General features: G+C 69.5%; 20 protein-coding genes. 7 read left to right on the forward strand and 13 right to left on the reverse strand.

Annotated features, from left to right (window positions below; genetic code table 11):
• Positions 1 to 9: 9 nt before the first annotated feature.
• Entirely contained in the window at positions 10 to 1,041 is a 1,032-nt protein-coding gene (glpX, locus tag ACIRJT_RS03790) for a class II fructose-bisphosphatase (RefSeq protein ID WP_403903982.1), read from the reverse strand.
• A 170-nt stretch (positions 1,042 to 1,211) separates the two neighbouring features.
• On the opposite strand from glpX, the gene ACIRJT_RS03795 reads away from it, so the two are divergent.
• Positions 1,212 to 1,760 (forward strand): DUF4245 domain-containing protein, encoded by a 549-nt coding sequence (locus tag ACIRJT_RS03795; protein ID WP_403903984.1) that lies wholly within the window; start codon positions 1,212 to 1,214, stop codon positions 1,758 to 1,760.
• 83 nt (positions 1,761 to 1,843) lie between these two features.
• Here ACIRJT_RS03795 and ACIRJT_RS03800 read toward each other — a convergent pair whose 3' ends face one another.
• From ACIRJT_RS03800 to ACIRJT_RS03815, 4 genes are all read right to left on the reverse strand, one after another.
• Entirely contained in the window at positions 1,844 to 2,434 is a 591-nt protein-coding gene (locus ACIRJT_RS03800) for a malonic semialdehyde reductase (protein WP_403903987.1), read from the reverse strand.
• Between the two features lie 214 nt (positions 2,435 to 2,648).
• Complete coding sequence (locus tag ACIRJT_RS03805) at positions 2,649 to 2,885, reverse strand: exodeoxyribonuclease VII small subunit (RefSeq protein WP_403903990.1); 237 nt, start codon at positions 2,883 to 2,885, stop codon at positions 2,649 to 2,651.
• Positions 2,886 to 2,981: 96 nt separating this feature from the next.
• Complete coding sequence (gene xseA, locus ACIRJT_RS03810) at positions 2,982 to 4,193, reverse strand: exodeoxyribonuclease VII large subunit (RefSeq protein ID WP_403903992.1); 1,212 nt, start codon at positions 4,191 to 4,193, stop codon at positions 2,982 to 2,984.
• A 194-nt stretch (positions 4,194 to 4,387) separates the two neighbouring features.
• Positions 4,388 to 5,836 (reverse strand): APC family permease, encoded by a 1,449-nt coding sequence (locus tag ACIRJT_RS03815; RefSeq protein WP_403903995.1) that lies wholly within the window; start codon positions 5,834 to 5,836, stop codon positions 4,388 to 4,390.
• Between the two features lie 93 nt (positions 5,837 to 5,929).
• Here ACIRJT_RS03815 and ACIRJT_RS03820 point away from each other — a divergent pair, with 93 nt between their 5' ends.
• Both ACIRJT_RS03820 and ppgK read left to right on the forward strand, forming a co-directional pair.
• Positions 5,930 to 6,919 (forward strand): 4-hydroxy-3-methylbut-2-enyl diphosphate reductase, encoded by a 990-nt coding sequence (locus tag ACIRJT_RS03820; protein WP_403903997.1) that lies wholly within the window; start codon positions 5,930 to 5,932, stop codon positions 6,917 to 6,919.
• Between the two features lie 37 nt (positions 6,920 to 6,956).
• Positions 6,957 to 7,706: a polyphosphate--glucose phosphotransferase gene (gene ppgK, locus ACIRJT_RS03825; protein WP_403903999.1), complete on the forward strand. Its 750-nt coding sequence runs from the start codon at positions 6,957 to 6,959 to the stop codon at positions 7,704 to 7,706.
• A gap of 145 nt (positions 7,707 to 7,851) precedes the next feature.
• Here ppgK and ACIRJT_RS03830 read toward each other — a convergent pair whose 3' ends face one another.
• The gene (locus ACIRJT_RS03830; protein ID WP_403904467.1) at positions 7,852 to 8,418 is read right to left on the reverse strand and encodes a DUF6542 domain-containing protein; all 567 of its coding nucleotides are present in this window, start codon (positions 8,416 to 8,418) and stop codon (positions 7,852 to 7,854) included.
• 365 nt (positions 8,419 to 8,783) lie between these two features.
• Here ACIRJT_RS03830 and ychF point away from each other — a divergent pair, with 365 nt between their 5' ends.
• Together ychF and pglW are read left to right on the forward strand one after the other, a co-directional pair.
• Positions 8,784 to 9,872, forward strand: coding sequence for a redox-regulated ATPase YchF (ychF, locus tag ACIRJT_RS03835; protein ID WP_384333963.1), 1,089 nt, complete (start codon positions 8,784 to 8,786; stop codon positions 9,870 to 9,872).
• A gap of 371 nt (positions 9,873 to 10,243) precedes the next feature.
• Positions 10,244 to 14,620, forward strand: a complete 4,377-nt coding sequence (pglW, locus tag ACIRJT_RS03840) for a BREX system serine/threonine kinase PglW (RefSeq protein WP_403904003.1) — start codon at positions 10,244 to 10,246, stop codon at positions 14,618 to 14,620.
• A gap of 30 nt (positions 14,621 to 14,650) precedes the next feature.
• On the opposite strand, the gene ACIRJT_RS03845 is transcribed toward pglW, so the two are convergent.
• The 3 genes from ACIRJT_RS03845 to ACIRJT_RS03855 are packed head-to-tail and all read right to left on the reverse strand — an operon-like array spanning position 14,651 to position 17,971.
• Positions 14,651 to 16,111 carry a hypothetical protein gene (locus ACIRJT_RS03845; RefSeq protein WP_403904006.1) on the reverse strand — a complete coding sequence of 487 codons (1,461 nt, stop codon included), beginning with the start codon at positions 16,109 to 16,111 and terminating at the stop codon, positions 14,651 to 14,653.
• Complete coding sequence (locus tag ACIRJT_RS03850; protein ID WP_403904009.1) at positions 16,108 to 17,478, reverse strand: KGGVGR-motif variant AAA ATPase; 1,371 nt, start codon at positions 17,476 to 17,478, stop codon at positions 16,108 to 16,110. Before ACIRJT_RS03850 ends, ACIRJT_RS03845 begins: the two co-directional genes overlap by 4 nt.
• Before the next feature lie 22 nt (positions 17,479 to 17,500).
• A complete protein-coding gene (locus ACIRJT_RS03855; protein WP_403904011.1) occupies positions 17,501 to 17,971 on the reverse strand; it encodes a hypothetical protein in 471 nt (156 codons plus the stop codon).
• A 149-nt stretch (positions 17,972 to 18,120) separates the two neighbouring features.
• On the opposite strand from ACIRJT_RS03855, the gene pglX reads away from it, so the two are divergent.
• Entirely contained in the window at positions 18,121 to 21,897 is a 3,777-nt protein-coding gene (gene pglX, locus ACIRJT_RS03860; protein ID WP_403904013.1) for a BREX-2 system adenine-specific DNA-methyltransferase PglX, read from the forward strand.
• Positions 21,898 to 21,957: 60 nt separating this feature from the next.
• On the opposite strand, the gene ACIRJT_RS03865 is transcribed toward pglX, so the two are convergent.
• Both ACIRJT_RS03865 and ACIRJT_RS03870 read right to left on the reverse strand, forming a co-directional pair.
• Positions 21,958 to 22,140 (reverse strand): DUF397 domain-containing protein, encoded by a 183-nt coding sequence (locus tag ACIRJT_RS03865; RefSeq protein WP_403904015.1) that lies wholly within the window; start codon positions 22,138 to 22,140, stop codon positions 21,958 to 21,960.
• Positions 22,137 to 22,988: a Scr1 family TA system antitoxin-like transcriptional regulator gene (locus ACIRJT_RS03870; RefSeq protein ID WP_403904018.1), complete on the reverse strand. Its 852-nt coding sequence runs from the start codon at positions 22,986 to 22,988 to the stop codon at positions 22,137 to 22,139. Before ACIRJT_RS03870 ends, ACIRJT_RS03865 begins: the two co-directional genes overlap by 4 nt.
• 184 nt (positions 22,989 to 23,172) lie before the next feature.
• On the opposite strand from ACIRJT_RS03870, the gene ACIRJT_RS03875 reads away from it, so the two are divergent.
• Positions 23,173 to 23,679: an ATP-binding protein gene (locus tag ACIRJT_RS03875; protein WP_403904021.1), complete on the forward strand. Its 507-nt coding sequence runs from the start codon at positions 23,173 to 23,175 to the stop codon at positions 23,677 to 23,679.
• Here the strand turns inward: ACIRJT_RS03875 and ACIRJT_RS03880 are convergent.
• Both ACIRJT_RS03880 and ACIRJT_RS03885 read right to left on the reverse strand, forming a co-directional pair.
• Positions 23,632 to 24,981, reverse strand: coding sequence for a hypothetical protein (locus ACIRJT_RS03880; protein WP_403904023.1), 1,350 nt, complete (start codon positions 24,979 to 24,981; stop codon positions 23,632 to 23,634). The genes ACIRJT_RS03875 and ACIRJT_RS03880 overlap by 48 nt on opposite strands.
• Entirely contained in the window at positions 24,978 to 25,814 is an 837-nt protein-coding gene (locus tag ACIRJT_RS03885; protein WP_403904026.1) for a hypothetical protein, read from the reverse strand. Before ACIRJT_RS03885 ends, ACIRJT_RS03880 begins: the two co-directional genes overlap by 4 nt.
• Between the last annotated feature and the right edge of the window lie 352 nt (positions 25,815 to 26,166).

Consider the following 26,166-nt stretch of genomic DNA (forward strand, 5'->3'; position numbering starts at 1 on the left):
GGCGGTCGGCTACTTCGCCCGGTCGAAGTCGACGGCGCTGTAGGCGCGCAGCTTCGACAGCCGGTGGGTCGAGGAGATCGTCCGGATCGTGCCGGACTTGGAGCGCATCACGATCGACTCGGTGGTCGCCGTCTCCGCGCGGTACCGCACACCGCGCATCAGCTCACCGTCGGTGATCCCCGTCGCCACGAAGAACACGTTGTCGCCGCTGACCAGGTCGTCGGTCGACAGCACCCGGTCCAGATCGTGGCCCGCGTCCAGCGCCCGCTGCCGCTCCGCCTCGTCCTTGGGCCAGAGCTTGCCCTGGATGACACCGCCGAGGCACTTTATGGCGCACGCCGAGATGATGCCCTCGGGCGTCCCGCCGATGCCCATCAGCAGGTCGACGCCGGTGCCCTCGCGGGCCGCCATGATCGAGCCCGCGACATCGCCGTCGGAGATGAACTTGATCCGCGCGCCCGTCTCCCGGATCTCCTTGACGATGCCCTCGTGCCGGGGCCGGTCCAGGATGACGACGGTGACGTCCTCGGGCATGGAGTTCTTCGCCCGCGCCACACGCCGGATGTTGACCGACACGGGCGCGTTGATGTCGACGAAGTCCGCCGCCTCGGGCCCCGTCACCAACTTGTCCATGTAGAAGACCGCGGACGGGTCGAACATCGCGCCCCGGTCGGCCGCCGCCAGCACGGCGATGGCGTTCGGCATGCCCTTGGCGTTGAGCGTGGTGCCGTCGATCGGGTCGACCGCGATGTCGACCTCGGCGCCGGTGCCGTCGCCGACCCGTTCGCCGTTGAACAGCATGGGCGCTTCGTCCTTCTCGCCCTCGCCGATGACGACGACGCCGTTCATCGAGACGGTCGAGACGAGGGTCCGCATGGCGTTCACGGCGGCGCCGTCGGCGCCGATCTTGTCGCCGCGGCCCACCCAGCGCCCGGCGGCCATGGCGGCGGCCTCGGTGACCCGGACCAACTCCAGGGCCAGGTTGCGGTCGGGGGCCTCCGGGGAGACCTCCAGTTGGGACGGCAGATGATGCTCGGACATCGGAGCGCACCTTTCTGTACGGCGACGACCGGATATGAGGGTGCTGCGACTCTATCGGTAGGTCGATAAAATGAGCAGGCCGGGTCACGCATGAGCGCCGGGCGAGAGGCCCTCGGCGTCGCGGTCGTGAGCGGCACCCTGCGGCCGGGCGTGTCAGGCCGCGTGCCACCATGGATCCCGTGGCAAGCAAGCGAGGCAAGCAGACAGTCCGGGACATGATCCTGTCGACCTTGGTGATCGTCGCCTGCGCGGGCGTCATCTACCTCTTCATCCCGAAGGACGAGCACGCCGATCCGCTCAAGGCCGTCGACTTCACCGTGGAGCTGGCGACGGTGCGGACCGCCGCCCCTTACCCGGTGGCCGCGCCCGAGGGCCTGCCGAAGGAGTGGAAGGCGACCTCCGTCCGGTACGACGACGCCGCGGGCAAGGCCTGGCACCTGGGCTTCCTCGACGCGGACCGCAGGTACGTCGCGGTCGAGCAGTCCACCGCCGCCGCGGGTACGTATGTCCCCGAGGTCAGCCGGAAGGCCAAGGACACCGGGCGCACCGAGACGGTGGCCGGCCGGGAGTGGCAGTACTGGGAGGGCGCGAAGTACAACGCCCTCGTCCTGCCCGGGAAGGGCCATACCACGGTGGTGACCGGCTCGGCGCCCAAGGAGAGCCTGGTCGAGATGGCCGCCGCGCTGAAGACGACGCCGCCCGCCGCGCCGGCTTCCTGACGCGCGACCCGCTCCGGACCGCGTACGCGAAGGGGCCCCGGAACACCAGCAGGTGTTCCGGGGCCCCTTCGCGTACGCGGGACTCAGACGGTCGTGACGACCTCGTCGAAGGAGAGGCGCGGGCTGCGCGGGAACCAGGCGTCCTCGCCCGGCTTGCCGATGTTGACGACCATCAGCGGGGCGTGGTCGTCGTCCAGGAACTCCTTCTGGATGCCCGCGGCGTCGTAGCCGGTCATCGGGCCGGCGGCGAGGCCGGCGGCGCGGACGCCGATGATGAAGTAGGCGGCCTGGAGCGCGGCGTTGAGGCCGGCGGCCGACTCGCGGGCCGGGCGCTCCGAGAAGAACACGTCCTTGGCCTGCGGGAAGTGCGGGAGCAGCGCCGGAAGCTCCTCGTGGAACTCGTTGTCGGCGGCGAGGATCGCGACCAGCGGGGCCGTGGAGGTCTTCGGCTGGTTGCCCTCGGCCATGTGCCGCACCAGGCGCTCGCGACCCTCGGCGGAGCGGACCAGGACGACGCGCAGCGGCGACTGGTTGAAGGCGGTCGGCCCGAACTTGACCAGGTCGTAGATCGCCTGGACCTGCTCGTCGGTCACCGGCTCGTCGGTGAAGGTGTTGGCGGTACGGGCCTCACGGAAGAGGAGGTCCTGGGCGGCGGGGTCGAGAACGAGGGACATCTGGTGCAAACCTTCCGAACGTACGCGGTGGGGAGAAGGCTCGAACGTACGCCAGAAATAGGTTAACTTTCAACTAAAACTGGCCGGGAGTGATCCATTGCACAGCGCATCTGTCTTGTGCGCCGGCCCCGGTTCCGACGCCGGACGGCCACCCCGAGGAGCACCCCGCGCCACCACCGCGCCGGCGCTGTGCGCCCCGGGCGGCCGCTCAGCCCTACTCGTCCTCCTGGGGCCGGGCCAGGGCGGCGTCCAGCCGGGCACGGGCGCCCTCCAGCCAGTGCCGACAGACCTTCGCCAGCTCCTCGCCCCGCTCCCACAGGGCCAGCGACTCCTCCAGCGTCGTGCCGCCCGCCTCCAGCCGGCGTACGACCTCGATCAGCTCGTCCCGCGCCTGCTCGTACCCGAGCGTGCCCGTGCCGGCAGCCGCCGTCGTGCCGTCGTCGTCCGTCATGTGATCCACCCTAAGCGTGAGCTGTTACGACGATGTGGGCGCTGCCGCCCCTGAGATACGGCCGCCAGGCCGCCCTGTTTCCCGCTTCCCCCGGCCTCACCCGTCCACCCGTACCGTGAACTCGCCCTCCGACACCCGCGCCCGCAGCGGCTCGCCGGGCGGCCCGGCCTCCTCGGGGGAGCGGACCACGTGCCCGTCGGGCCGCTGGAGCACCGCGTACCCCCGCTCCAGGGTCGCGGCGGGCGACAGCGAGACGACCCGGGCGAGCGTGTGCGACAGCTCCGAATCGGCCCGGTCCAGCAGATGGCCCAGCACCCGGCGACCGCGCCCCAGGAGTGCGTCCACCTCCGCCTCGCGCTCGTCCACCAGCCGGTGGGGCCGCTCCATCGCGGGGCGGCCGAGCGCGTGCGCGAGCCCGCGCTCCTCGCGGTCCAGCAGCCCCCGTACGGTCCGCAGCGCCCGGTCCCGCAACTGCTGCACCCGCTCCAACTCCTCGCCCACGTCGGGGACGACCTTCTTCGCCGCGTCCGTGGGCGTGGAGGCACGCAGATCGGCGACCAGGTCCAGCAGCGGCGAGTCGGGCTCGTGGCCGATCGCGGAGACCACCGGCGTACGGCAAGCGGCCACGGTCCGGATCAGCTGTTCGTCGGAGAACGGCAGCAGATCCTCGACGCTGCCGCCGCCCCGGGCCACCACGATCACATCGACCTCGTCCAGCGCGTCCAGCTCCTCGACCGCCTGCACCACCTGGGCGACCGCGTTCACCCCCTGCACGGCGGTGTTGCGGACCTCGAAGCGCACGGCGGGCCAGCGGCGGCGGGCGTTCTCCAGCACATCGCGCTCGGCGGCGGAAGCACGCCCGCAGACCAGCCCGACGAGCTGCGGGAGGAACGGCAGCGGCTTCTTGCGGTCCGGGGCGAAGAGCCCCTCGGCGGCGAGCGACCTCTTCAGCTGCTCCAGCCGCACGAGCAGCTCACCGATGCCGACCGGCCGGATGTCCGTCGCCCGCAGCGACAACTGCCCCCGGGGCGCGTACCACTCGGGCTTGGCCAGCACGACGACGCGCGCGCCCTCCGTCACCACATCGGCGATCCGGTCGAAGACCTGCCGGAAACAGGTCACGCTCACCGAGATGTCATGGGACGGATCGCGCAGCGTCAGGAAGACGACCCCGGCGCCCGGCCGCCGCGACAGCTGGGTGATCTGCCCCTCCACCCAGATGGCGCCGAGCCGGTCGATCCACCCGCCGATGAGCCGGGACACCTCGCCGACGGGCAGCGGCGCTTCCGCGGACGTGTTGAGAGCCATACGGGCGAGCGTATCGGCAGCCACCGACACGGCCCCCGCCCCGCGCGGAGGACTGCGGCCACGCACCGCCCGAAGTGGCACGGAACGCGAAGCGGTACGGATGCGAAGCGGTGCGGGACCCACGGCTGTGCGGGGCGCGAAGCCGCACGGACGGGCGCGAAGCCGTGCGGGACCCGCGGCCGTAGTAGGTAGTCCTATGGGGCAGGGGTCCCCTTCCCCGTGGCGCTGCCCGGGCCCTCCAGGCCGCCCCGGCGGCCCGTCCCCTGCACCGCCAGCACCACGAGGCCCACCCCGAGCCAGCAGACTCCCACCACCTGGGAGGACGTCGTCGCCTCCACGATGACCGCGACCAGCACTCCCGCGCCGACCACCGGCACGAGCACATGCCGCCACCACACCGGCGGCCCCTCCATCCGGCGTACGGCGAACCAGCCGACCACCGACGCGTGCAGCAGGATGAACGCCGTCAGCGCGCCGATGTCCACCACGGAGACCAGATGGTCGAGGCCGTCGTCGCGCCGGGCCGCCCACACGGCGGCCACCAGCGTCACGATCGCCGCGCACAGGATCGCCACCCGCGGCACGCCCGACGACGGGTCGACCCTCGCGAGGATGTGCGGCAGGCGTCGCTCCCGGGCCATCGCGAAGACGAGCCGCCCGGCGGCGGCCTGCCCCGCCAGCGCGGCGAACGCGGCGCCGATCGCCTTGCTGACCGCCACCAGGTCATGCAGCCACGTCCCCACCGAGGCGTCCACCGCGTCGTAGAAAGCCGACCCCTGCGCCGCCGGGTCCGCCGCCAGCTCCGCCGAGCTCACCGGCTCCAGCAGGGCCGCCAGATACGACTGCGCCACGAACAGGACGCCGGCCAGCACCAGACAGAACAGCACCGCCCGCGCCACCTTCTGCGAGCCGCCCGTCACCTCCTCGGCGAACGAGGCGATGGCGTCGAAACCCAGATAGGAGAGCACGGCGATCGACACGGCCCCCAGCACCGCAGCCATGGAGAACCCGGAGTCCCCCGTCAGCGGCGTCAGCCAGCCGCGCTGCGCCCCGTCCCGTACGAGGACGACCACGGCCGAGACCACGAAGACCAGCAGCACCACGATCTCCATGGCCAGCACCGCGAAGCCGACCCGGGCGGCCGCGCGCACGCCCCACAGGTTGAGCAGGGTGGTCACGAGCACGGCGATCGCGGTCCACACCCACCGCGAGACCTCCGGGACCAGCGCGTTCATCGCGATCCCGGAGAAGAGGTAGGCGACGGCCGGGATCAGCAGGTAGTCGAGCATGGCCATCCACCCGGCGATGAACCCCGGCCCTTCCCCGAGCCCCTTGCGCGCATACGTGAAGACCGAACCGGCGAAGGGGGCGACCCGCACCATCTGGGCGTAACTGAAGGCGGTGAACCCCATCACCACCGTGGCCACCACATAGACGAGCGCGACCGCGCCGTCGGACCTCGCGTCCAGGGTGCCGAACACCCCGACGGGGGCCATCGGGGCGATGAAGAGGAGCCCGTAGACGACCAGATCCCGGAATCCGAGCGTCCGACGCAGCCCGCCCGCTTCCGTACCGCTCCCCGTCCCGCCGCCCGAACCGCTGCCCGTCCCGCTGCCCGAACCGCTCTCCGGCACCGACGTCATCGCCCCTCCATCACCATCCGTCATTCCTCACGAACGCACCGCGACCAGTCTCCCGACCCGGCCGTCCTCGCGCCTGTTCGCCACGGCCTTACGATGGGACGCATGACTGCAACTCCTGCCCGCCGTGTCCTGCTCGCCGCACCCCGTGGCTACTGCGCGGGCGTGGACCGTGCCGTGATCGCCGTCGAGAAGGCCCTGGAGCAGTACGGGGCCCCGATCTACGTGCGCCACGAGATCGTGCACAACAAGTACGTCGTGCAGACCCTGGAGAAGAAGGGTGCGATCTTCGTGGACGTCACCGCGGAGGTGCCCGAGGGCTCCATCGTGATGTTCTCCGCGCACGGAGTCGCGCCCACCGTCCACGCGGAGGCCGCCGAGCGCAAGCTCGCCACCATCGACGCGACCTGCCCGCTGGTCACCAAGGTCCACAAGGAAGCCGTCCGGTACGCCAAGGAGGACTACGACATCCTCCTGATCGGCCATGAGGGGCACGAGGAGGTCATCGGCACCTCCGGCGAGGCCCCCGACCACATCACCCTGGTCGACGGCCCCGAGGACGTCGCGAACGTCAAGGTCCGCGACGAGTCGAAGGTCGTCTGGCTCTCCCAGACCACCCTGTCCGTCGACGAGACGATGGAGACGGTCGACGCCATCAAGGCGAAGTTCCCCAACCTCCTCTCGCCGCCCAGCGACGACATCTGCTACGCCACGCAGAACCGCCAGATCGCGGTGAAGAAGCTCGCCGAGGACGCCGAGCTGGTCATCGTGGTCGGCTCCAAGAACTCCTCGAACTCCATCCGCATGGTCGAGGTCGCCCTGGACGCCGGAGCGCCCGCCGCCCACCTGGTCGACTTCGCCGACGAGATCGACGAGGCCTGGCTGGAGGGCGTGACCACGGTCGGCCTGACCTCCGGTGCCTCCGTCCCCGACGTCCTCGTCGACGGCGTCCTGGAATGGCTCCAGGAGCGCGGCTACGCGGACGTGGAGACGGTGAAGACGGCCGACGAGTCGATCACCTTCTCCCTCCCCAAGGAGCTGCGGCGCGACCTGCGCGCCGAGGCCGCCGCCCTTTCCGCCGAGTAGCCGGGCAAGGGGCCCGGCCTGCCCGTACCGTGGTTCCATGGAGATCTTCGGCGTGGACATCGGCGGATCCGGGATCAAGGGCGCTCCCGTGGACCTGGACCGCGGAGACCTGGCGCGCGAGCGCCACAAAGTGCTGACACCGCATCCGGCCACGCCCAAGGGTGTGGCCGACGGTGTGGCCGAGGTCGTGGGCCATTTCGACTGGACGGGCCCGGTCGGTATCACCTTCCCCGGGGTCGTCACGGACGGCATCACGCGTACCGCGGCCAATGTCGATAAGGGGTGGATCGACACGGACGCCCGCACCCTGCTGGGCGAGCGGATCGGTCAGCCCGTCACCATCCTGAACGACGCGGACGCGGCCGGGGTCGCCGAGATGACCTTCGGCGCGGGCAAGGGCCGCGCGGGCACGGTCATCATGCTGACCTTCGGAACGGGCATCGGCAGCGCGGTCTTCACCGACGGCCGGCTCGTCCCCAACACCGAGCTGGGCCACCTGGAACTGCACGGCCACGACGCGGAGAAGCACGCCTCTACGAAGGCCAAGGAGGACGAGGACCTCAGCTGGCAGCACTGGGCGCACCGGGTCCAGAAGTACCTGCTGCACGTGGAGATGCTGTTCTCGCCCGAGCTGTTCATCATCGGCGGTGGGGTGAGCCGCAAGGCGGAGAAGTTCCTGCCGCTGATCGAGAAGGTCCGGGCCGAGATGGTCCCGGCCCAGCTCCAGAACAACGCGGGCATCGTGGGAGCGGCGATGGCGGCGGGCCAGACGCACGACCGGAGCTGAACAGCCGGACGCATCACGGGCCCGCACCAGCACAGACGCCGCCACGGGCACCGAATCCGGCAGCGATGGCGGCACGGGCGCCGACACCTGGCAGCGATAGCGGTACGGGCACCGACAGCGACCGCGGGTACCGGCCGAGAGCCGCTCAGGGCCGTTGAGGACGCCGGGCAACCGCGCCCGCCCCGCCGGCCCCGGCCCGTACGGGCTTCGCGGCAGCGGCGGGAGACGAGGCTGCCGCCCGGGGAGCCCGCCCGGGTTCGGCGCCACGCCCCTGGGCCAGCACATACCGCCGCCGGGCCCGCATCTGGCGCACCTTGCGCACGGAGGCGATGAGCCCCGCGACCAGCGTCCCGCCGTACAGCCAGCCGGCGTGCACGGCGAGGGCGGTGACGAGGCCCATGATCTGCCCGCCGAGGCCTTCGGACCCCCCGGAGATCGGAAACACCCCGACGGCGAAGGCGATGGGCACGCTGATCGGCGCGGTGACCAGATCGGCGGGCCGGACCCAGAGGGCGGTCAGTGCGCTGACGGGCAGGAAGAGCAGCCCGTAGACGAGCTCCGAGCTGTCGAACAGCAGCCGGTCGACGCAGGCGAGCACGAACATCGTGAGGGCGGCGAACAGCCCGGCCCCGATCCCGGTGAGCCGGGGATTGGGGAACCGCCTGAGCGCGAGAACCACGGGCGGCACGCTGCGCACCCGCACCCGGTACACGGCGGAACTCTCACCGGCGGGACCACCCGGCGCGGGCGGGGCGGGCGCGGCCTGCGGGGGCTGCCTGCGCTGCGGGGGACGTGTCCTGTGCTGCTCCACCTGTACAACGTAGGTCGCGGAGGGCGGGGAATCAGGCGTTGGACACGCGCTTTGGCCGACCTTGGCGTTGCGTTCGATGTCACACGGCCGAAAGGCGCACTGTTCGGGCCGGGGGCGGGGACCGTGAAACCGCACTGTTCGGACCCGCGGAGCAGCCCCGTAAACTGGAGAATCGGTCCCACTCCGGGACCCGGCTGACCCGGCCCGAACAGCCGAGCCGGACCCGGACGCCCCTGACCCCCTCCTCACTCCAGGAAGTCGCCAAAGTGTCGCTCACGATCGGAATCGTCGGTCTGCCGAATGTCGGCAAGTCGACCCTGTTCAACGCCCTGACCAAGAACGACGTGCTGGCGGCCAACTACCCGTTCGCCACGATCGAGCCGAACGTCGGCGTGGTCGGCGTCCCGGACCCGCGCCTGAACAAGCTCGCGGAGATCTTCAGCTCCCAGCGGCTCCTCCCGGCGACGGTCGACTTCGTCGACATCGCCGGCATCGTCCGGGGCGCTTCGGAGGGCGAGGGCCTGGGCAACAAGTTCCTCGCGAACATCCGCGAGTCCGACGCGATCTGCCAGGTCATCCGGGCCTTCAAGGACGAGAACGTCGTCCACGTCGACGGCAAGGTCTCGCCGAAGGACGACATCGAGACGATCAACACCGAGCTGATCCTCGCCGACCTCCAGTCCGTCGAGAAGGCGGTCCCGCGCCTGACGAAGGAGTCCCGTCTCCAGAAGGAGAAGGTCGCGGTCCTCGCCGCGGTCGAGGAGGCCCAGAAGATCCTGGAGTCCGGCCAGACGCTGTTCGCGGCGGGCATCACGGCATCCACCGAGAGGGGCCGCCTCCTCCACGAGCTGCACCTGCTCACCGTCAAGCCGTTCCTGTACGTCTTCAACGTCGACGAGGACGAGCTGGTCGACGAGGACTTCAAGAACGAGCAGCGCGCCCTGGTCGCCCCCGCCGAGGCGATCTTCCTGAACGCCAAGATCGAGTCCGAGCTGATCGAGCTCGACGACGACGAGGCCCTCGAACTGCTCCAGTCCATGGGCCAGGAAGAGCCCGGCCTCGCCACCCTCGGCCGCGTCGGCTTCGAGACCCTGGGCCTCCAGACCTACCTCACGGCAGGTCCGAAGGAAGCCCGCGCGTGGACCATCAAGAAGGGCGCCACGGCCCCGGAGGCGGCCGGTGTGATCCACACCGACTTCCAGAAGGGCTTCATCAAGGCGGAGATCGTCTCCTTCGCCGACCTGGTGGAGACCGGCTCGGTCGCCGAGGCCCGCGCCAAGGGCAAGGCCCGCATGGAGGGCAAGGACTACGTCATGCAGGACGGGGACGTGGTGGAGTTCCGCTTCAACGTCTGACTGGATCATGTGACACCACGCTGGCATCCCGGCAAACATGCAGGTCAAAAGGGGTCGGCTCGTGCGGGAACCGGCCCCTTGTCCTTTCCCGTGCTGGGGCGGTGCTGGGAAAGCTGATTTGTCGTCACCTGTCAGCAGCTATGCCCACCTCTGCCGTGCTGGGATTCCGGCCGGAGCTCACGAGGAACGCACGAGGGAAGGCTGCCCTGGTCCGGGTGCTCAGGTCCGGGAAAGGAGCACTCTTCCCGCGAGGGTCGCGATAGGGTCGACCAGGCATTATGCGGCCCTGTGGGGCGAGGGAGACGCGGGAGGACGGGACAGTGACCGCAGCGGGAGGGGCCTCAGTGTCCGGGGTGCCGAAACCTGGCCCGGTGAGGCCGCCCCGGCAATGGTCACAGGAGCGAGTCTCGCCGTACCCCTGGGAGCAGGATGCCCTGGACCACGTCCGGCACCTGATGCCGCACGCCGAGCCTTACCGGGCCTGGGCCACCTTCTCCTTCACCGCGCAGTCCGGACGCGTCAATGAATGCGATCTGCTGATCGCGGTCCCGGCCGGGCTCTTCCTCGTCGAGATCAAGAGTCATCCCGGACAGCTCCACAACACCGGCTCCACCTGGAACTTCCGTGGTCAGGACCGCACCCGGACCCTTACCAATCCACTGCACTTCAACGACATGAAGTCCAAGGAACTGAAGAGCCAGCTCCAGTGGGCAGCACGCAAACTGGGCCTGAGCGATCGCGTTGTGCCGCGCGTCGAGCCGGCCGTGTTCCTCTCGGCCGAGGGTCTCGAAAGCCACCTGGACGAGGTCCAGCAGATCAAGGTCTACGGCCGTGACGACGGCACGAGCGGCTTGAAGCGGATCTGGCAGGACTTCCTGGGGCTCCCGCCGGAGCGCCCCGAGCGGCGTATCACCCCGGAGTTCTCCCGCCACACGCTGCCGCAGCTCCTCAAAGCCATCGGTATCCGCCAGTCCGCCGCCCATCTGCGGTTCGGCGATGCCTGGAAGATGGAGCCCCACCCCCTGGACGCCGGTCCGTCCTGGGAGGACCGCCTGGCAATCCGGGACGACGGGATGGTCCAGGAGGAGGGCCGGGTCCGCATCTACCTGGTCAGCCAGATGGCGACCGAAGCAGCCCGCAAGGCCACCGAGCGCGCCGCTCGCCGCGAGTATCAGGTGCTTCAGGGCATCAACCACCGCGGCATCGTCGACGCCGTCGAATTCCGTGAGCACCAGGGCGGGCCGGCGATTCTCTTCCGGCACCGCCACACAGATCTGCGTCTCGACCAGTACCTGGACACCTACGGCGGGAAACTCACGCCCGAGACACGACTCGACCTGGTCCGGCAGCTCGCCGAGGCCGTCCGCTACGCCCATAACCGTTCCCTGTACCACCGAGCGCTCGCGGCCAGATCGGTGTACGTCTCCTTCAGGGACGGCGGTTCGCACCCTGAACTGCGGATCACCGACTGGCAGACCGCGGCCCGGGACTTCGACTCCAACGCCACCTTCTTCCGTTCGATCGGTGGCTCCGCGCTCGACGCCGCCCTCATCGAGGACGCCGCACGCGTTTATCTCGCTCCCGAGACGGACCAGCCGTACGCCGACCCCGGCGACCTGGACGTCTTCGGTCTCGGAGCGGTGGCCCACCTGATCCTGACCGGTCAGCCGCCGGCCTCGCAGCGCAGTGCGCTGAGCGACCGGCTGCGCGCGGACTCGGGCCTGCGCCTCTTCGCCGTGGCGGACGGACTCCCGGACGCCCTGGATGATCTGGTCTTCCAAGCGACCCGGACCGACGTCAACGACCGCCTCGGCTCGGTGGAGGAGTTCCTCGATCTCCTCGACGAGGCCGAACGTGCCAGCGTGCTGCCCGACTCCCCGGCCTCGACCGGGGTGGATCCTCTGGACGCGCTGCCCGGTCAGTCGCTCGACGCCGAGTGGTCGGTCCGACGGGTCCTCGGCAGCGGGGCCACGGCGCGTGCTCTGCTCGTGGAGCGTGCTACCGAAGACGAAGACGGACACATCCAGATCGACGAGCACGTCTTCAAGGTGGCGCTCGACGAGGAGCGTGCGGGCAGGCTGCGGGCCGAGGAGCGTGTGCTCGGCATCGTCGGCGGCGGAGCCGTCGTCCAACTGCGCGGGGACGGGCTGCGGGAGATTGGTGGCCGTACGGTCCTGGAGCTGGAGTACGCCGGGGAGCAGTCCCTGGGCGAGCGGCTGAGGGGTAAGGGGAGACTCACCTATCACGAGCTGGAACGCTTCTCGGACGACCTGTTCCACGCGCTGGACCAACTTGCCGGACACGGGGTGCGCCACCGTGACATCAAGCCGGACAATTTCGGTATCCAACGTCGCAAGGACCGTACCTGGCAGTTGAAGCTCTTCGACTTCTCACTGACCGACGCCTCCGACCGTGACGTCAAGGCCGGTACCCGCAGCTATCTCGACCCGTTTCTCGGATCGATGCGCCGCGCCCACTACGACGATCACGCCGAGCGGTACGCAGCAGCCGTCACCCTTCATGAGATGGCCAGCGGTGAGCGACCGGCTTGGGGCGACGAGCAGAACGACCCGCTCACCAATGAGTCCGTTCCTCTCCACATCGCGGCAGAGCTGTTCGAACCGGCCCTGAGCGAGGGCTTCGCCCGCTTCTTCCGCCGGGCGCTGCACCGTGACACGGAACAGCGCTTCGATACCCTGCGGCAGATGCGGGACGAGTGGCGCGAGGTGTTCCGCGCGGCCGACTCGACAGGCCCCACCACCACCCCGTCCACGGTCGGCACCGCCTCCGACGACCCCGAGAAGGACCGCGACAGGGCCGCTGCGGCAGCCGACACCACGACGCTTCTGGAAGCCGCGGGTCTCTCCCCCCGGGCGGTCTCCGTCGCCAACGACCTGCATGCCTACCGGGTCGGCGAGCTGCTGAATCTCCAGCCCTACGTCATCTCCCGGGCGCGTGGCGCCGGGGCATTGGTCCGCAAGGAGCTGAACCGGCGTCGTAAGCAATGGGCGGCGGCGCTGCTGCCGGCCGCCGAGGGGCGGGCCTCCCAGGCCGTACCCGTCGCTCCCACCGCCCCGGAACCCACCGGGCCGGACGACGCGGCCCTGGAGCGGATCCTCTCGATAGACGAGATGGGCGCCCTGCTCACCCCTGCCCCGGGCCGTAAGGGCTCCCACCGCACGGATGTCGTTCGGCTCACCCTGGGGATTCCGCCCGAGGAGGGCGGCCTGTCCCCGCTGGGATCCTGGCCGGTTCAGGCGCGGATCGCCGAATACTTGGGCATCAAGCAGCCGCCGGTCTCACGGCATCACCGCATCGAGATCAAACAGTGGGCGGAGGCGGCCTGGCTCGGACGGGTACGGGGCGAGCTGGTCGACATCGTCACCACCGCCGGGCGGGTGATGACCGCCACTGAGGCAGCCGCCGAACTGCGCGCTCGCCACGGCGCGGCCAGTGACACCACTGAACGGATCCTCGCGAGGTCGCTCGCGGTGGTCAGAGCCGCTGTAGAGGCCGAGACCGCGGAGGGCGTCGAGGGCGCCAGGCAGCACGAGCCTCGTCTCGCAGTGCACCGGCGCGGCGACGCGATCCTCATCGCAGCCGAGTCGCTGCCCGGGACCGAGGACCCCAGCCCGCGCGAACTCGCCGACTACGCGACGTCGTTGGGGGCGACCGCTCATCAGCTGGCCCGGCGCGACCCGCTGCCCGGCCGCACCGAGATCCTGCGTGAGCTGCGTGGCGTCCCGGCTCCTGACGGTTTCGCTCCTCTCGCGGACACCCGCCTGGTGGCGCTGGCCGCCACGGTCGCTTCCCGGACCGCGGCCACCCCGCGTCTGGAGCTGTACCCGCAGGATCTGAGCTTGGAGCGGGCTCTGCGCATCTCCCAGGCAGGGGCCGGAGTCCGTCATGACCGGGGCATCACTGTCCCTGGCCTGGTGGCGCGGTTGCGGGCCCGGTTCCCCGACCTCGACCTTCTCGCGGGCGGCGGCGAGCCGACCCATGTCGAATTCGAGGACGCCCTCGAAGGGGCACGCTTCGACCTGAGGTACGACGACGAGTCCCGGACATTCTTCCCGCGCCGGACCGAGCTGTCCGGTGCCCGCACCTCCACCGGCGCCCTGACCAGCTACCTTCCTCCCCGACCGGTCTCCCGGTCGGAGCGGGAGGACCCGCAGGGCGTGATGCGTGCCCGGCTCACCGAGCGGGCGGGGCGCGGCGGTTTCCTGGCTCTCACGGTGAAGCGCACCGTGCTCGCGGGAACGGCGGAGCGGATCGCGGCGGCCTTCGGACCCGAAGGCGTCGTCACCGTCGACGTGGCGGAGACGTTCCTGCGGATGCTCCGCGAGCTGGCGGAGGAGAAGGGCCAGGACTGGCAGAAGTTCCTGCGCGCCGACAGCAACTCCGCACCCGGCCGCATCAAGCCCGGACTCGCCTCCTTCGCCCGCCTCGTCTGGCAGCGGATGGAGGACGCACTCCTGGAGCGTGCCGCTCCGCCGCGCACGGTCCTCTTCCTCCACGACGCGGGCCTGGTCGCCCGCTACTGGGACGAGGGCGGCCACGGCTTCCTGACCCGCCTCCAGGGCGCAGCCCGTCGCCCGGAGTCCGCTCCCCACGGCCTGTGGCTGTTGTGCCCGGTCGAGACGCGGTCCCAGCAGCCGCGGCTGGACGGGCGGACCGTCGAGGTGATCGGGGGGGACGGCGAGCGGGAACACCTGGAGGCGGACTTCGTGGAGTCGCTCGGAGGGTGAGGGCCCCTGGGGGCGTCCGCCGGGGAACCGTCAGGCCTTGCTGCGCTTGACGCCGCCCTTGCGGCCGATGTCGAAGGCGAGCCGGTAGATGTCGGGGAGGTCGACGGCCCCGTTGGTGCGGTAGGTGATCACGCCGAGCTTCTCCAACTCCTCGACCAGCGCCACGGGATTGTCGGCGTGCCGGGGCCCGCTTCCCTCGCTCTCGCGTTCCAGTACCTCACGCAGTCTGGCCAGGAATCCTCGTGAGCTCCACGCGTAGTGGACCGCGGACGGCTCCATGGGCACTTGGCTGCCCGCGAGGAGTTCGACCGCGAGCGCGGCCCAGCCGAGATCGTCCTGGAGTTCGCGCACCCGGACCGTGGCGGCGTGGCTGAGACTCTCGCGGATGGCCTCGTAGTACAGCGGCAGGGGGTGGGTCGCGTTCGCGCTCTCGGTGAGCTGGGCGGCCTTGCGCAGTGTGAAGAGCAGGGTGCGCGGGCTGATCCGGCCCAGCCCGTCCTGAAGGTGGTTCGGGATCCAGGTGTAGGTGTGGCCCTTGCGCCGGTCCGTCCCCATGAAGGGACCGGTCAGCGTGACGAGGAGGCGTTCCTGAGCCTTCTGGTCGGCGAGCACTTCCACGGGGGCGATGTAGCGGCCCTCCTCGATGCGCCATGTCCCCTCGGTGGAGTCCCTGAACGCCTTCGCCTGGTCGGAGGTGTGGTTGCCGAGCTGGTGGAAGAACAGCCCGTAGAGGTTCTCCCGGCTCCACGAGAGATCGGCTGCGTTCGCGTCCAGCTTGGAGGCGTCCGCGAAGTTCCGGGGGGCGCTGTCGTACATATCCGGCCGTACGAAGATCTTGGCCCGCAGCGTTGTCGTGGTGAGCCGCAGCTCCAGTGCGACCTCGAACAGTCCGGACAGCAGCAGGTCGACGTGTTCGCGTTCCGAGTGGAGGTGTTCGAGCGCGTCGAAGAGGAGGATCAGGGTCTTGCCCTGCTCCCGGGTCTCCCGGTCCGCCCTGCGTAGGGCACTCTCGTACGCGTCGCCGTTGCGAGCGGTCCACCGGATGCGCTCGATCCAGCTGTCGAGCGCGATGACCTGAGGCACCTTCAACGCCATGAGGACGACCGCGGACCACAGGTCCTTCGGCTGAAGGTCGTCCTCCCCGCCGAAGTCCCGGACGAGGGAGGCGATGGCCCGTTTGCCGGGGAAGACCGGCTCGTCTCCGCCTTCGAGGCCGAACGCCGTGATGACCTCGGTCTGGCTGAGCCTGGGCATGTGGTAGGAGCGGGCGGCCACCTCGCGGAGAACGGTGTCGGTCAGCGCCTTCGCCCAGTACGTCTTGCCCGTGCCCCGTGCCCCACGCACCACAGTGACGTCCGGAGCCAGGGCTTCCCGGTGGGACGAGGGCGTGAACATGGTCCGGAGGTCCGGGGTCGTGGTGTTGGCGTCGGGAGCGTCTCTGAGTGCCTCGATGATGAGGTTGCGGTTGGCCAGAGTCGTCGGGTCCGTCATGCGAGATCCTCGTCCAGGTCGTGCACAAGTTCTTCCACCGCGCCGAGGAAGTCCCGGTAGGCGGCACGGACGAACGGCAGTTTCGTCCAGTTGAGGCTGCGCTGCGGGTCGAGCCCCACGAGATCGTTGCCGAACAGGATGGGGATGGGGGCGTACGGCTTGTCGTCGACATCCCCCTCGGCGGGGAGGTACGGCTCGGGGGAGTCGTCGTCGGGCAAGTCGTACAAGGTGGCCATGAAGACGTCGTAGGCGTGCCTGCGCAGCGTGTTCAGCCGCTCTATGTCACCGGCGGAGTGGAACATCGCCGCCACGATGCTCAGGCGGTCCCGCATCGCGCGTGCCTGGTCGGGCTGCTGCTTCCACTGCTTGAAGAGCATCCGGTAGCCCTCCCAGGTGGAAGGGTTGTCGACCGCGAAGAGCAGGGCCCGGTCGCTGAGCCGGGTCAGCGTGACCGCCGCGATGTCGTGGATGCCCGCGCGGCTGTCGAGCAGGACGACATCGGGCCGACGGCCGTTCTGCCGCTCCGTCTGCTCCTCACACGCGGCGATCGCGTCCTCAAGGCGCTGGGCGAAGGGTCGGGGTTTCTCGCCGGGCCGACCGGGCGGCAGGTCGCTGTAGATGCGGTTGAGCTTGGCCAGGTAGTCGTACGACTCACCCTTGCGCGGGGTGCCGGAGGCCGAGGCGAGCCAGATCTCGCCGTTGCCTTCCTTCGGAGTGAGGGAGGACTTGGCGAGGAGGTCGAGCCCGTCCGCGTTGCCGACGGCCGACTCCACCAGGTGATCCACGATGCCGTGCCGGGAAGCGGCTCCCGGATCGGCGAGCAGATTGGAGATGCCGGGGGATTCGAGGTCGAGGTCGACCACGAGCACGCACTTGCCGAGCTCGGCCAGGTGGCGGGCCAGCACGGCGGTCGCGGTGGAGCGGCCCACGCCACCCTTGAAGCCGTACAGGGCGATACGGGGCCACGAGCGGGGAGAGGAGCCCTCCCGCTCGATGCCGGGAGAGGACCAGTCGGCGCCGACGACGGTCCGTTCCAGGGCGCCGACCCGGCCGGGGCCGTTCTCCTCGCGGTCCTGGAGGATGATCAGTTCAGGAGCGTCGAAGAACACGTCCGCCGAGAACATGGTGCCGGCCGTCTGCACGGGATCGCCTGCGGCGAAGGGGCCGAGACGCTCACGGAACGTCTGCCGGAGCAGGGTGAGGCGGTCGGAGTCCGGTGCGATCTCGTCATCCCGGTCGTCGATCAGCAGGGTGGAGCGGCCGGACAGGTCCCGGACGAGAACGACATCGTGCCCCTCGGCCGCAGCGTCACCGGCGAGCGCGCACGCCTGTTGCCACGCGCTGTCGAATCGGGTTGGTTCCGTCATGGGGTCCAGTCGCTCCCTGGTGTCATTTCGCCGAGTCGTAGGCGTTGATCAAGACGAGGACCGTCGCAAGGTGGCGAGGGAGCCGCTGCGGGTCAAAGTCGTCACCGTCACGGTAGCGGTGGTAAACGTCCCATTCGTCGGACGGGGTGCTGAACGGGTTCTGCGTCGGCAACTGCTGACGGATGAGTTTTCCTCGCGTGCCCGACGCGATGAGCTGGAGGTGGTCCCACACCTTGGGCATGTGCTCGTGCCAGGTCCGCTTGTCCTGCGGGGTCTTCTGGCTGTACGGCCTGGCATAGGGGATGTCCTGCTTCGCGTTGAAGAAGTCCATCAGCATCGCCTTGACCACGCACTCCGCCGCGAGACCGGCGAGGTGGTCGGCAGGGCCGGCGAGCTTCACGTCCTGCGACAGCCGTAGAGCCGCCTTGTAGTGGTCGTGCCCCGCCTTGAGGAAGGTGTGCGGGGGAGGCGTCGGGGTGGTGGGAGCCGTCACGACGATCACTCTAATGGCGGGGGTGGAGCGTGGAGGGAGTGTTTCCGCACACGGGAGGGCCTGGCCCGTTATCCAGCTGGCAGGATTGGGGGGCCTGGTGCGGGATACGCGGCAGGCTGCGACGCGGTGTGGTGAGAAGGAAGCGGAAAGTGACTGTGGACACGGCGGGTATGGCAGAGCAGGACAGGGCTGCCCTGGACAAGGCTGCTCTGGTGAAAGACCTGAAGCGACAGGTCCTCGACCTGGAGGACGACCTGCGTGCCCGCAGTCAGACGGTCGACGAGTTCCGTGAGCGGCTGGCGGAGGAGTACCGCCAGGCCAAGCACGCCAAGCGGATCGCGGCCCCCTACGCCGCCTGGCGTGACGAGCGCGTCACCCAGGCCGCCGCCGCGTGGGTCCTCGCCTGTGTCTTCGTCCGCTTCTGCGAGGACAACCACCTCATCGAGGAGCCCTTCCTCGCCGGCCCCGGCGAGCGGCTGGCCGAGGCTGAGGCCCGGCACGACCTGTTCTTCCGCGAACACCCGCACCTCAACGACCGCGACTGGCTGATCGCCTCCTTCCGCCACCTCGCCGGTACGAACACGACCGCCGCCGGCCTCTTCGATGAGCACCACAACCCGCTGTGGAGCCTCACCCCGAGCTACGACGCTGCGACGAAGCTGCTCGCGTTCTGGCGCAGGTGGGGGGTGGCCGGTGAGATCCGCTACGACTTCACGGACGCGGAGTGGGACACGCGGTTCCTCGGCGACCTCTACCAGGAGCTGAGCGAGCACGCCCGCAAGACGTACGCGCTGCTCCAGACGCCGGAGTTCGTCGAGGAGTTCATCCTCGACCTGACGCTGGAACCGGCCATCGAGGAGTTCGGTCTCAACGCGTCGCGGGAGGACCCCCTGGACCCGGACGGTGAGCCGCTGCGCGGACTGCGGACCATCGACCCGGCGTGCGGGTCGGGCCACTTCCTCCTCGGCGTCTTCCACCGCCTGTTCGACAAGTGGCGCGTCGCGGAACCGGGCACGGACAACTGGACCCTGGTCCGCCGCTCGCTGGAGTCCGTCCACGGCTGCGACAAGAACCCCTTCGCGGCGAGCATCGCCCGCTTCCGGCTCCTGGTGGCGGCGATGAAGGTCGCGGGTGCGCGGAGGCTGGCGGATGCGCCGTCCTTCCCCATCAACGTGGCGGTGGGCGACTCGCTGCTGCACGGGCGGGGCGCGGCGGGCATCCAGACCGAGATGGACCTGGACATGTTCCTCGCGGACACGGCCGTGGGGCGCGAGGACGGGCAGGCGTACGCGTACGCGACGGAGGACGTCTGGGAGTACGCGAAGCGGGCGGACCTCCTGGGACGCGGCTCTTACCACGTGGTGGTGGGGAACCCGCCGTACATCACGGTGAAGGACAAGCAGGAGAAGGAAAACTATAAGAAGGGTTATAACGCTAGCATTGGGCTCTTTGCGCTGTCTGTGCCTTTTGCGCAAAGGTTGTTCGATCTGGCAGTTCGGGGGCCTGGCGGGATCCTCGGCGGGGGCGGTTTCGTAGGGCAGATCACGGCTAACTCCTTCATGAAGCGCGAGTTTGGTAAGGACCTTATCGAGGTCGTATTCCGTGGCGAGGTCGAGCTCTCGCACGTGATCGACACCTCGGGTGCCTATATTCCCGGGCACGGCACACCGACGGTCATCCTGGTCGGGCGAAATCGGATCCCCAGCGATTATAGAAACATTCGCGCGGTTCTGGGTGTCCGAGGGGAGCCGGAGCAGCCGCTCAATGCGGCCGATGGTTACGTTTGGCAGGCAATCATCAGTCAGTTCCGAAGCCCGGGCAGCGAATCCGAATGGGTTTCTGTTGCCGATCTGGATCGTGCGAGTTTCGCTAACGCGCCCTGGTCGCTGAGCGGTGGCGGGGCTGCTGCGGTATTCGGGCACCTGACGTCGGCAGGGGCGTCTTCGCTCGGCGCGAGGGTGAAGCTTATTGGCCGAACAACGCACACCGGTGCCGATGAGGCGTATTTTTCCCCCCCTGGCAGCTGGAGCAGGCAAGGTGTGGCCGATCGGCACGTGGTCCCCCTGGTCGAAGGCAATGTTATTCGGGATTGGGACCTTCGGCCCGCAACTGAGGCGCTCTTCCCCTACGGTTCCGATTTGAGCGCCGATCTTTCGGACGCTGCCGCCTACCGGCTCCTCTGGATGCAGAGAAGTTCGCTGCGCCTACGTCGTGAGCCAGGAGGTACTCACGAGGAGATCGGGCTCACTTGGTACGAGTGGAGTCGATGGCACCCGGAACGCTTTTCGGTGCCGCTCGGCATCGCGTTCGCTTTTGTGTCGACGCACAACCACTTTGTTCTGGATCGAGGTGGAAAGGTATTCAATAGGTCCGCGCCAGTCATCAAGCTGCCGGAGGGGGCGAATGAGGACGCACACCTGGAGCTATTGGGGGTGCTCAACTCGTCGGCGGGTTGTTTCTGGCTGAAACAGGTAAGCCAAGATAAAGGGAACAGAGGAGGTGAGCGTTCGACCGGTCGGTATGCCTGGGAAAGTTTTTACGAATTCACCGGAACCAAGCTGCAAGAGTTTCCACTTCCGGGCGAGCTGCCGCTATCGCTGGGGCGCCAGCTTGATATTCTGGCCACCACTTTGGCAAGTCTAGAGCCGTCCGCTGTTTGCTCAAGCGCAACCCCTGACGGGTCAATTCTAGCCGAGGTGAAGTCTGAGTATGCGCGCATCTGGCACCAGATGATTGCTCTTCAAGAGGAGCTGGACTGGCGGGTCTATGGGTTGTACGGGCTGCTCAGCGGCGATGATTTGGCGCGCGTCACCGTGAGCGAAACCGCCTCCGCAGTTCCCGAAGTACGCCTGGGGGAGAGAGCGTTCGAGTTGGCAATGGCTTCACGGGCCTCCACCGACGAAGCCGTGGAGCAGTGGTTCCGGCGTCACGATTCGGAGCCGGTCACGGAGATCCCCGCCCACTGGCCCCAGTGGTACCGCGAGATCGTTCAGGCTCGGATCGACATCATTACCTCGCGCCCCAAGGACATCGGCCTCATCGAGCGTCCCGAGTGCAAGCGGCGGTGGTCCGCCGACTCCTGGGAGAAGAAGGAGCGGGCCGCCCTGCGGACCTGGCTGCTCGATCGGTGTGAGGGTGACGAGTTGTGGTACGAGCTGCGGGACGGGCTGAAGCAGCCACGCTCGATGACCGTCAATTACCTCGCGGACCGGATGAGTTCGGATGCGGATTTCGTCTCCGTCGCCGCGCTCTATGCCGCCGATCACCTCGGGAAGCCGGACCTGCCGCTGGCGCAGGTGCTGACCGAAGTCGTCGCCGACGAACATGTGCCCTACCTGGCCGCCCTGCGCTACAAGGACTCCGGACTGCGCACCCGCGCACAGTGGGAGGAAGTGTGGAAGGAGCAGCGGGAAGAGGACAAGAACGGTGTGCGCCGCGACATCGATCCGCCCACCAAGTACAAGACGTCGGACTTCCTGCGGCCTTCGTACTGGTCCCATCGGGGCAAGCTCGATGTGCCCAAGGAGCGGTTCATCTCCTATCCCGAGGCTAGTCCGGACGGGGACTCGACCTTGATGCTCGGCTGGGCCGGGTGGGATCACAAGGACCAGGCGCAGGTGCTGTCCCAGTTGGTCGACGCGCGGACCAAGGGCGATGGCTGGGACACCGAACGGATCGTTCCGCTGCTCGCGGGGCTGCGGGAAGTCATGCCGTGGGTCCGGCAGTGGCACGGTGAGCCGGACGCGGAGTGGGACGGCGATGTGCCGGCCGACATTTTGGAAGCAGACTTCGAGGCTCTGTTGCGCAGGCACACGGTCGGCGAGGCGCAGCTGAAGGCGTGGCGGCCGGTGAAGAGGCCGCGCGGACGCAAGGCGACCGAGCCGAAGAAGAGGGCCGTCGAAGAGGCGGGGACGGTCGAGGAGTAGGAGAGCCGACTCCTGTGAGGCGGCAGACCCGCCGCCTCACAGGCCGTGCGGCTGCGTGGGTCAGGAGCCGGACGCGTACGTGGTGAAGGCCGACCAGGCGGCGGGCGTCACGGCGAACGGGCGGAGGCCGACGTCCTTGGAGTCGCGTACGCGGACCGCCTCGGCGTCAATGGCGACCTCAACGCAGTTGTCGCCGCCGCTGCCGCTGTAGCTGCTCTTGAACCAGTCCAGTTCCGTACTCATAGCGCTCCTTGAATCCGCTTCAGCAGGGCCACCGTGGCCTCGTGGCTCAGCGCCTGTGAGCGCATCTTGCCATAGCGCTGAAGCATGGCACTGACCACTTTCGGGTCAGTCAGGAGGGTGCTGGAGTCGTGGCCTTCGACGTAGCCGAACCAACTGTTGGAAGAGGTCTCCGCGAGATACATCTGCCCGTCGATGCCGGAGTGGTCCGGTTGTTTGAGCGGCATGAGGAGGATTTCCACGTTGCGTCGACCGCCATGCGTGAGCAGGTTGTCGATGAGTTCAGACGTGACCTCGGGGCCTCCGAGCTGGCGCTCCAGGACGGATTGTTCGATGAGGAACGAGAACGAGGTGTTGGGGCGCTCGGTCAGGAGCTTCTGTCGTTCGAGACGTGCGGCTACCTGCTGCTCGAACTGCTGCTCCGACAAAGGCGGCAGGCGTCGGTCGAAGACGGCCCGGATGTATCCCTCGCTCTGCAACAACCCCGGAATCCCCCGGCACTCATACGCGTACAGCGTGATCGCCTCCTCCTCGACCCCCGCCCACTGCAAGAACCACGACGCCAGTCCCGCCTTCCTCCGCAGGCTGCGCATGGCTGCCCCGAGGACCTTCCCCGCGACCGGCCCCAGGACGTCTTCGGCCCGCCCCGGGAGGTTCTCCGGCGGGAAACGCTTCCCCTGCTCGATCTTCGCGACGTACGCCGTCGAGTACCGCACACGTGGCGCGAACTCCTCCTGGGTCAGCCGGTTTGCCTCCCGTAGCGCTTTGAGGACCGCGCCGAAAGTCCGGAGGCTGTCGGAGAGTTCGGGATCGCCACCCGCTGTCGTGCTGCTTCCGTTGTCCGCCGTCATCGCAGCCCCGCCTTTCACGCTGAGTCCAGCCCACGAAGGGTCACGGGGAGTTACCCGCCCAGTCCACAGTGTGAACTGGTACAGGCGGATCTGTATCGGTGTTGTTCCTGTTGGTGGAGGGGGATGGGCCGCAACGCTGTGACTCATGACAGCCCATCAGGCACAACCGCCTGTAACCGTAAATGTGTTCGTCCGGCGGTTCTCCGCCACCCGTCTCGGCGCCAGTCGTGCGCGCGGGTTCGCCCTGCGACAGCTCGACGACTGGGGGATCGCGTACGGCTCCCCGCTCTCCGACGACGTGGCCCTCCTGGTTGCCGAACTCGCGGCCAACGCGGCCCTCCACGGGCGGGTGTCGGGGAGGGACTTCGAGCTGCGCCTGCTGTACGAGCAGGCGACAGCCGTCGTCCGGGTCGAGGTGTCCGACACCCACCCCCGACGGCCGGACCCCTCGGCTGCCACCGCTGCCGACGCGGACGCGGAGTGCGGCCGGGGCCTCCACCTCGTCGGGGCCGTGGCCTTCCGATGGGGCGTGAGCGACCGCACCGGGCCTGGCAAGACCGTCTGGGCGGAGACGAGGCCGGTCGGCGTGCCGGAGGGGCTGGGGCTGGAGGGGTCGGAGGGAGGCACGTACGCGGGGGGTTGCTCAAGCGGACCGTCGTACGCCGGGTGCCCGGGCGACCAGCGCCCGTAGTTCGTCCCGGCCCCGGTCCACGACGGCCAGCAGTTCGGCGGGGCGGGCGCAGGGAGGCAGCGGGGTGTCGGCGACGAGGTCCAGCACCGTGCAGGGCCTGTCCAGCCAGCGCTGGAGGGCTCGCCAGTGCGCCGTGCGTTCCGGGGTGAGGGACGGGTCCCAGGGGTCGGCGGCGTAGGGGGTGCGGTCCTCACCGTAGGCGTACAGCATTCCTGACCGGCGGACCAGGCAGGGGAAGCAGAGCCCGCAGTGGTTCAGGCGCGGCCGAGCCGCACGCCCCCCGCCCGGCGGCCGCCGGGCGGGGGGCGCGCCACAGCTCAGGGTGGCCTCCAGGACGCTCTGGTCCAGGCCGGCGTCTCTGGCCGCCGCGCACACCTCGCCCTTGGTGAGCCCGGCGAAGGGGTTGACGACCCGGACCGGGGACGGGGAGGAGCCCGCGACCTCCTCGATGATCTGGTTGAGGTGGTGAAGGGTCCAGGGATGCACCGAACGCGTCGAGCAGGCACCCGAACGGGCGGCGGAAAGCGGGGGGTTCAGCGCGAGCTGGCCGTTCTCCGGGACGTGGACGACGGGGACGCGTTCGGCCGCCGCGGCATGTACCGCGGTGGCGGCGTACAGCAGGCCCCTTGAGCGGGTGGTCAGTTCGGGGACGGCCCCGGCGGCCTTCGGCCGCACGCTCTGGCTCTGTACGAGTCGGCGCAGGTGACGCGGGAACCGTTCCCGCCGCGCACGCAGGCGCACGGCCTCGTAGACGGCGTCCTGGAGCGGTTCGAAGTTGCGTTCGCCGAGGGTGATCAGGAGCAGGGCGCCCGGATCGCTCGCGGTGGCGCGCCGGGCTGCCCAGCCCAGGGAGTCGAGGCCGCCGGAGAAGAGGGCCACCTCGTGGGCGTACTCCTCGGGACCGAAGGGCAGAGGGCGGGCGCGGGGTCGCTCGTCGGCGTGGAAGGGGCGGAACTCGACCTCCCAGCGGTCGCCCGTGACGGTTCCGAGCAGCGTGGTGAGGTGCGGGAGAGCACGGGACCACGCGTCGGGAGTGACGACCGGGACGGAGAGCCGGATGTGGCGGGTCCAGTGGTCGAACGCCGCCTTCCGCGGTGTGCAGCGATCCGCGGCGAAGACGGCCCTGGCGACCCGTTGGAGGTCGTCCGCCCAGTCGGGGGCATGACCGAAGAGTTCACGGCGGTCGGGGGCGCGTGCCGGGGACTCCCAGTACAGGGCGTCGCTCAGTGGCCGCCACGGGGGATCGGGCGGTGGGGCGTCCGGGTGGGAGAGCCAGAAGTGGCGGACCGGTGTTCCTGTCATGCCGCTGATGTCCCCTCGCTCGGCATGGCGCCCGGTCCGGCACGGGCGCCGGTGGAGGCCCCGATCCAGGCATCACCGTCGGTCTCCGGGAGCAGACCGAGCGCCGCGCCGACCGCGCGCGGGACGAGACCCCGGGCGACCTGCGCGAGAGTGGCGTCGGCAGGATCCTCAAGGGCTGTGACCTCGCCCTCGCCCCGCTCGGCCGCCTCCGCGAGGTGTGCGGCCTCCTCGCACGGGCTCGGCACCAGGTGGAGCACCTGCTCGGCGATCCAGTCCGCGACGCGGTCCTCCGGATCGGCCGCCGGCAGCACCGGGACCACGAGCTTGACCTGCTCCGCGACCGCGACGCGCAGGAATTCGGTGACGACGTCCGCGAAGAACCACTGGTAGAGGAGGCACAACAGGTCGCCGGACCAGTCGCTCCCGCCCCGGGCGAGCGCCCCGGCGTCCTGCCGCGCGACCCGGCCCGCGGTCACCGCGGCAGCCCGGCGTACGGTCGCGTCGGCGACCGTGCCGCCCTCGCCGCCCACGGCCCGGACGAAGCGGGCCGCGAAGTCCGTACCGTCACCGCTGTCGTCCGCCCCGGCCTCGGTGAGGGTCTCCCGACCGTCACCGGCAAAGGTGTCCGGATCTGCCTCCCGGCCCGGTGCCAGGGTGTCCATGACGGCCGTCAGCCGTTCGCCGGCCGCGCACGCGGCCTCGTACAGGCCGAAGGCCGAGGGGTCCGCGCGCAGAGTCCGGTGCAGCGTCGCCAGAGCGTCCTCGGCGATCTCGTCCAGTCGTGCCTCGGCGTCCGGCCGGCCGGGGCGCCATGAGGAGAGGCGCCCGCGCACACGGCTCCAGTCTCCGGCCGGTGTGCCGGGAGCTCCCCTCGGTCCGGGCCACCGCGATGACGTACCCAACTTCATCCCCTCATGGGTCAGTACGACCGTGCCCCAGCCGCGCCGCCGGGCCTCTTCAGAGGAACAGGAGGGAGACAGCGGGGATAGAGCGCCTATCGGCCAAGCCCGAAGAGTCCGCCCTGGCCTGCGCTCACGACGCTGAGTGAGATGCGAGACCGCAGTGGCACGAGTGGTTACCCAGAGCGATCTAGTGACCGGCGAGAGGCCGGATGGCGCTCACTCGCAGACACACGGCCTGGCAAGATTGACAGGGGCGCGCGGCAGCAGCGTGTCACCGGTCCAG

Source organism: Streptomyces sp. NPDC102283, from assembly GCF_044766265.1.
In the GTDB taxonomy this organism is placed as follows: Bacteria; Actinomycetota; Actinomycetes; order Streptomycetales; family Streptomycetaceae; genus Streptomyces.

Excerpts from the sequence above, each read along its gene's own strand:
- ACIRJT_RS03815 (WP_403903995.1), bottom strand. The coding sequence starts at position 5,836 with ATGACGTCGGTGCCGGAGAGCGGTTCGGGCAGCGGGACGGGCAGCGGT.
- ACIRJT_RS03870 (WP_403904018.1), bottom strand. The coding sequence starts at position 22,988 with ATGACGGCGGACAACGGAAGCAGCACGACAGCGGGTGGCGATCCCGAA.
- ACIRJT_RS03880 (WP_403904023.1), bottom strand. The coding sequence starts at position 24,981 with ATGACAGGAACACCGGTCCGCCACTTCTGGCTCTCCCACCCGGACGCC.
- ACIRJT_RS03820 (WP_403903997.1), top strand. The coding sequence starts at position 5,930 with ATGGGACGCATGACTGCAACTCCTGCCCGCCGTGTCCTGCTCGCCGCA.
- ACIRJT_RS03800 (WP_403903987.1), bottom strand. The coding sequence starts at position 2,434 with ATGTCCCTCGTTCTCGACCCCGCCGCCCAGGACCTCCTCTTCCGTGAG.
- ACIRJT_RS03805 (WP_403903990.1), bottom strand. The coding sequence starts at position 2,885 with ATGACGGACGACGACGGCACGACGGCGGCTGCCGGCACGGGCACGCTC.
- ACIRJT_RS03845 (WP_403904006.1), bottom strand. The coding sequence starts at position 16,111 with ATGACGGACCCGACGACTCTGGCCAACCGCAACCTCATCATCGAGGCA.
- glpX (WP_403903982.1), bottom strand. The coding sequence starts at position 1,041 with ATGTCCGAGCATCATCTGCCGTCCCAACTGGAGGTCTCCCCGGAGGCC.
- ACIRJT_RS03850 (WP_403904009.1), bottom strand. The coding sequence starts at position 17,478 with ATGACGGAACCAACCCGATTCGACAGCGCGTGGCAACAGGCGTGCGCG.
- ppgK (WP_403903999.1), top strand. The coding sequence starts at position 6,957 with ATGGAGATCTTCGGCGTGGACATCGGCGGATCCGGGATCAAGGGCGCT.
- ACIRJT_RS03795 (WP_403903984.1), top strand. The coding sequence starts at position 1,212 with ATGGATCCCGTGGCAAGCAAGCGAGGCAAGCAGACAGTCCGGGACATG.
- xseA (WP_403903992.1), bottom strand. The coding sequence starts at position 4,193 with ATGGCTCTCAACACGTCCGCGGAAGCGCCGCTGCCCGTCGGCGAGGTG.
- ACIRJT_RS03865 (WP_403904015.1), bottom strand. The coding sequence starts at position 22,140 with ATGAGTACGGAACTGGACTGGTTCAAGAGCAGCTACAGCGGCAGCGGC.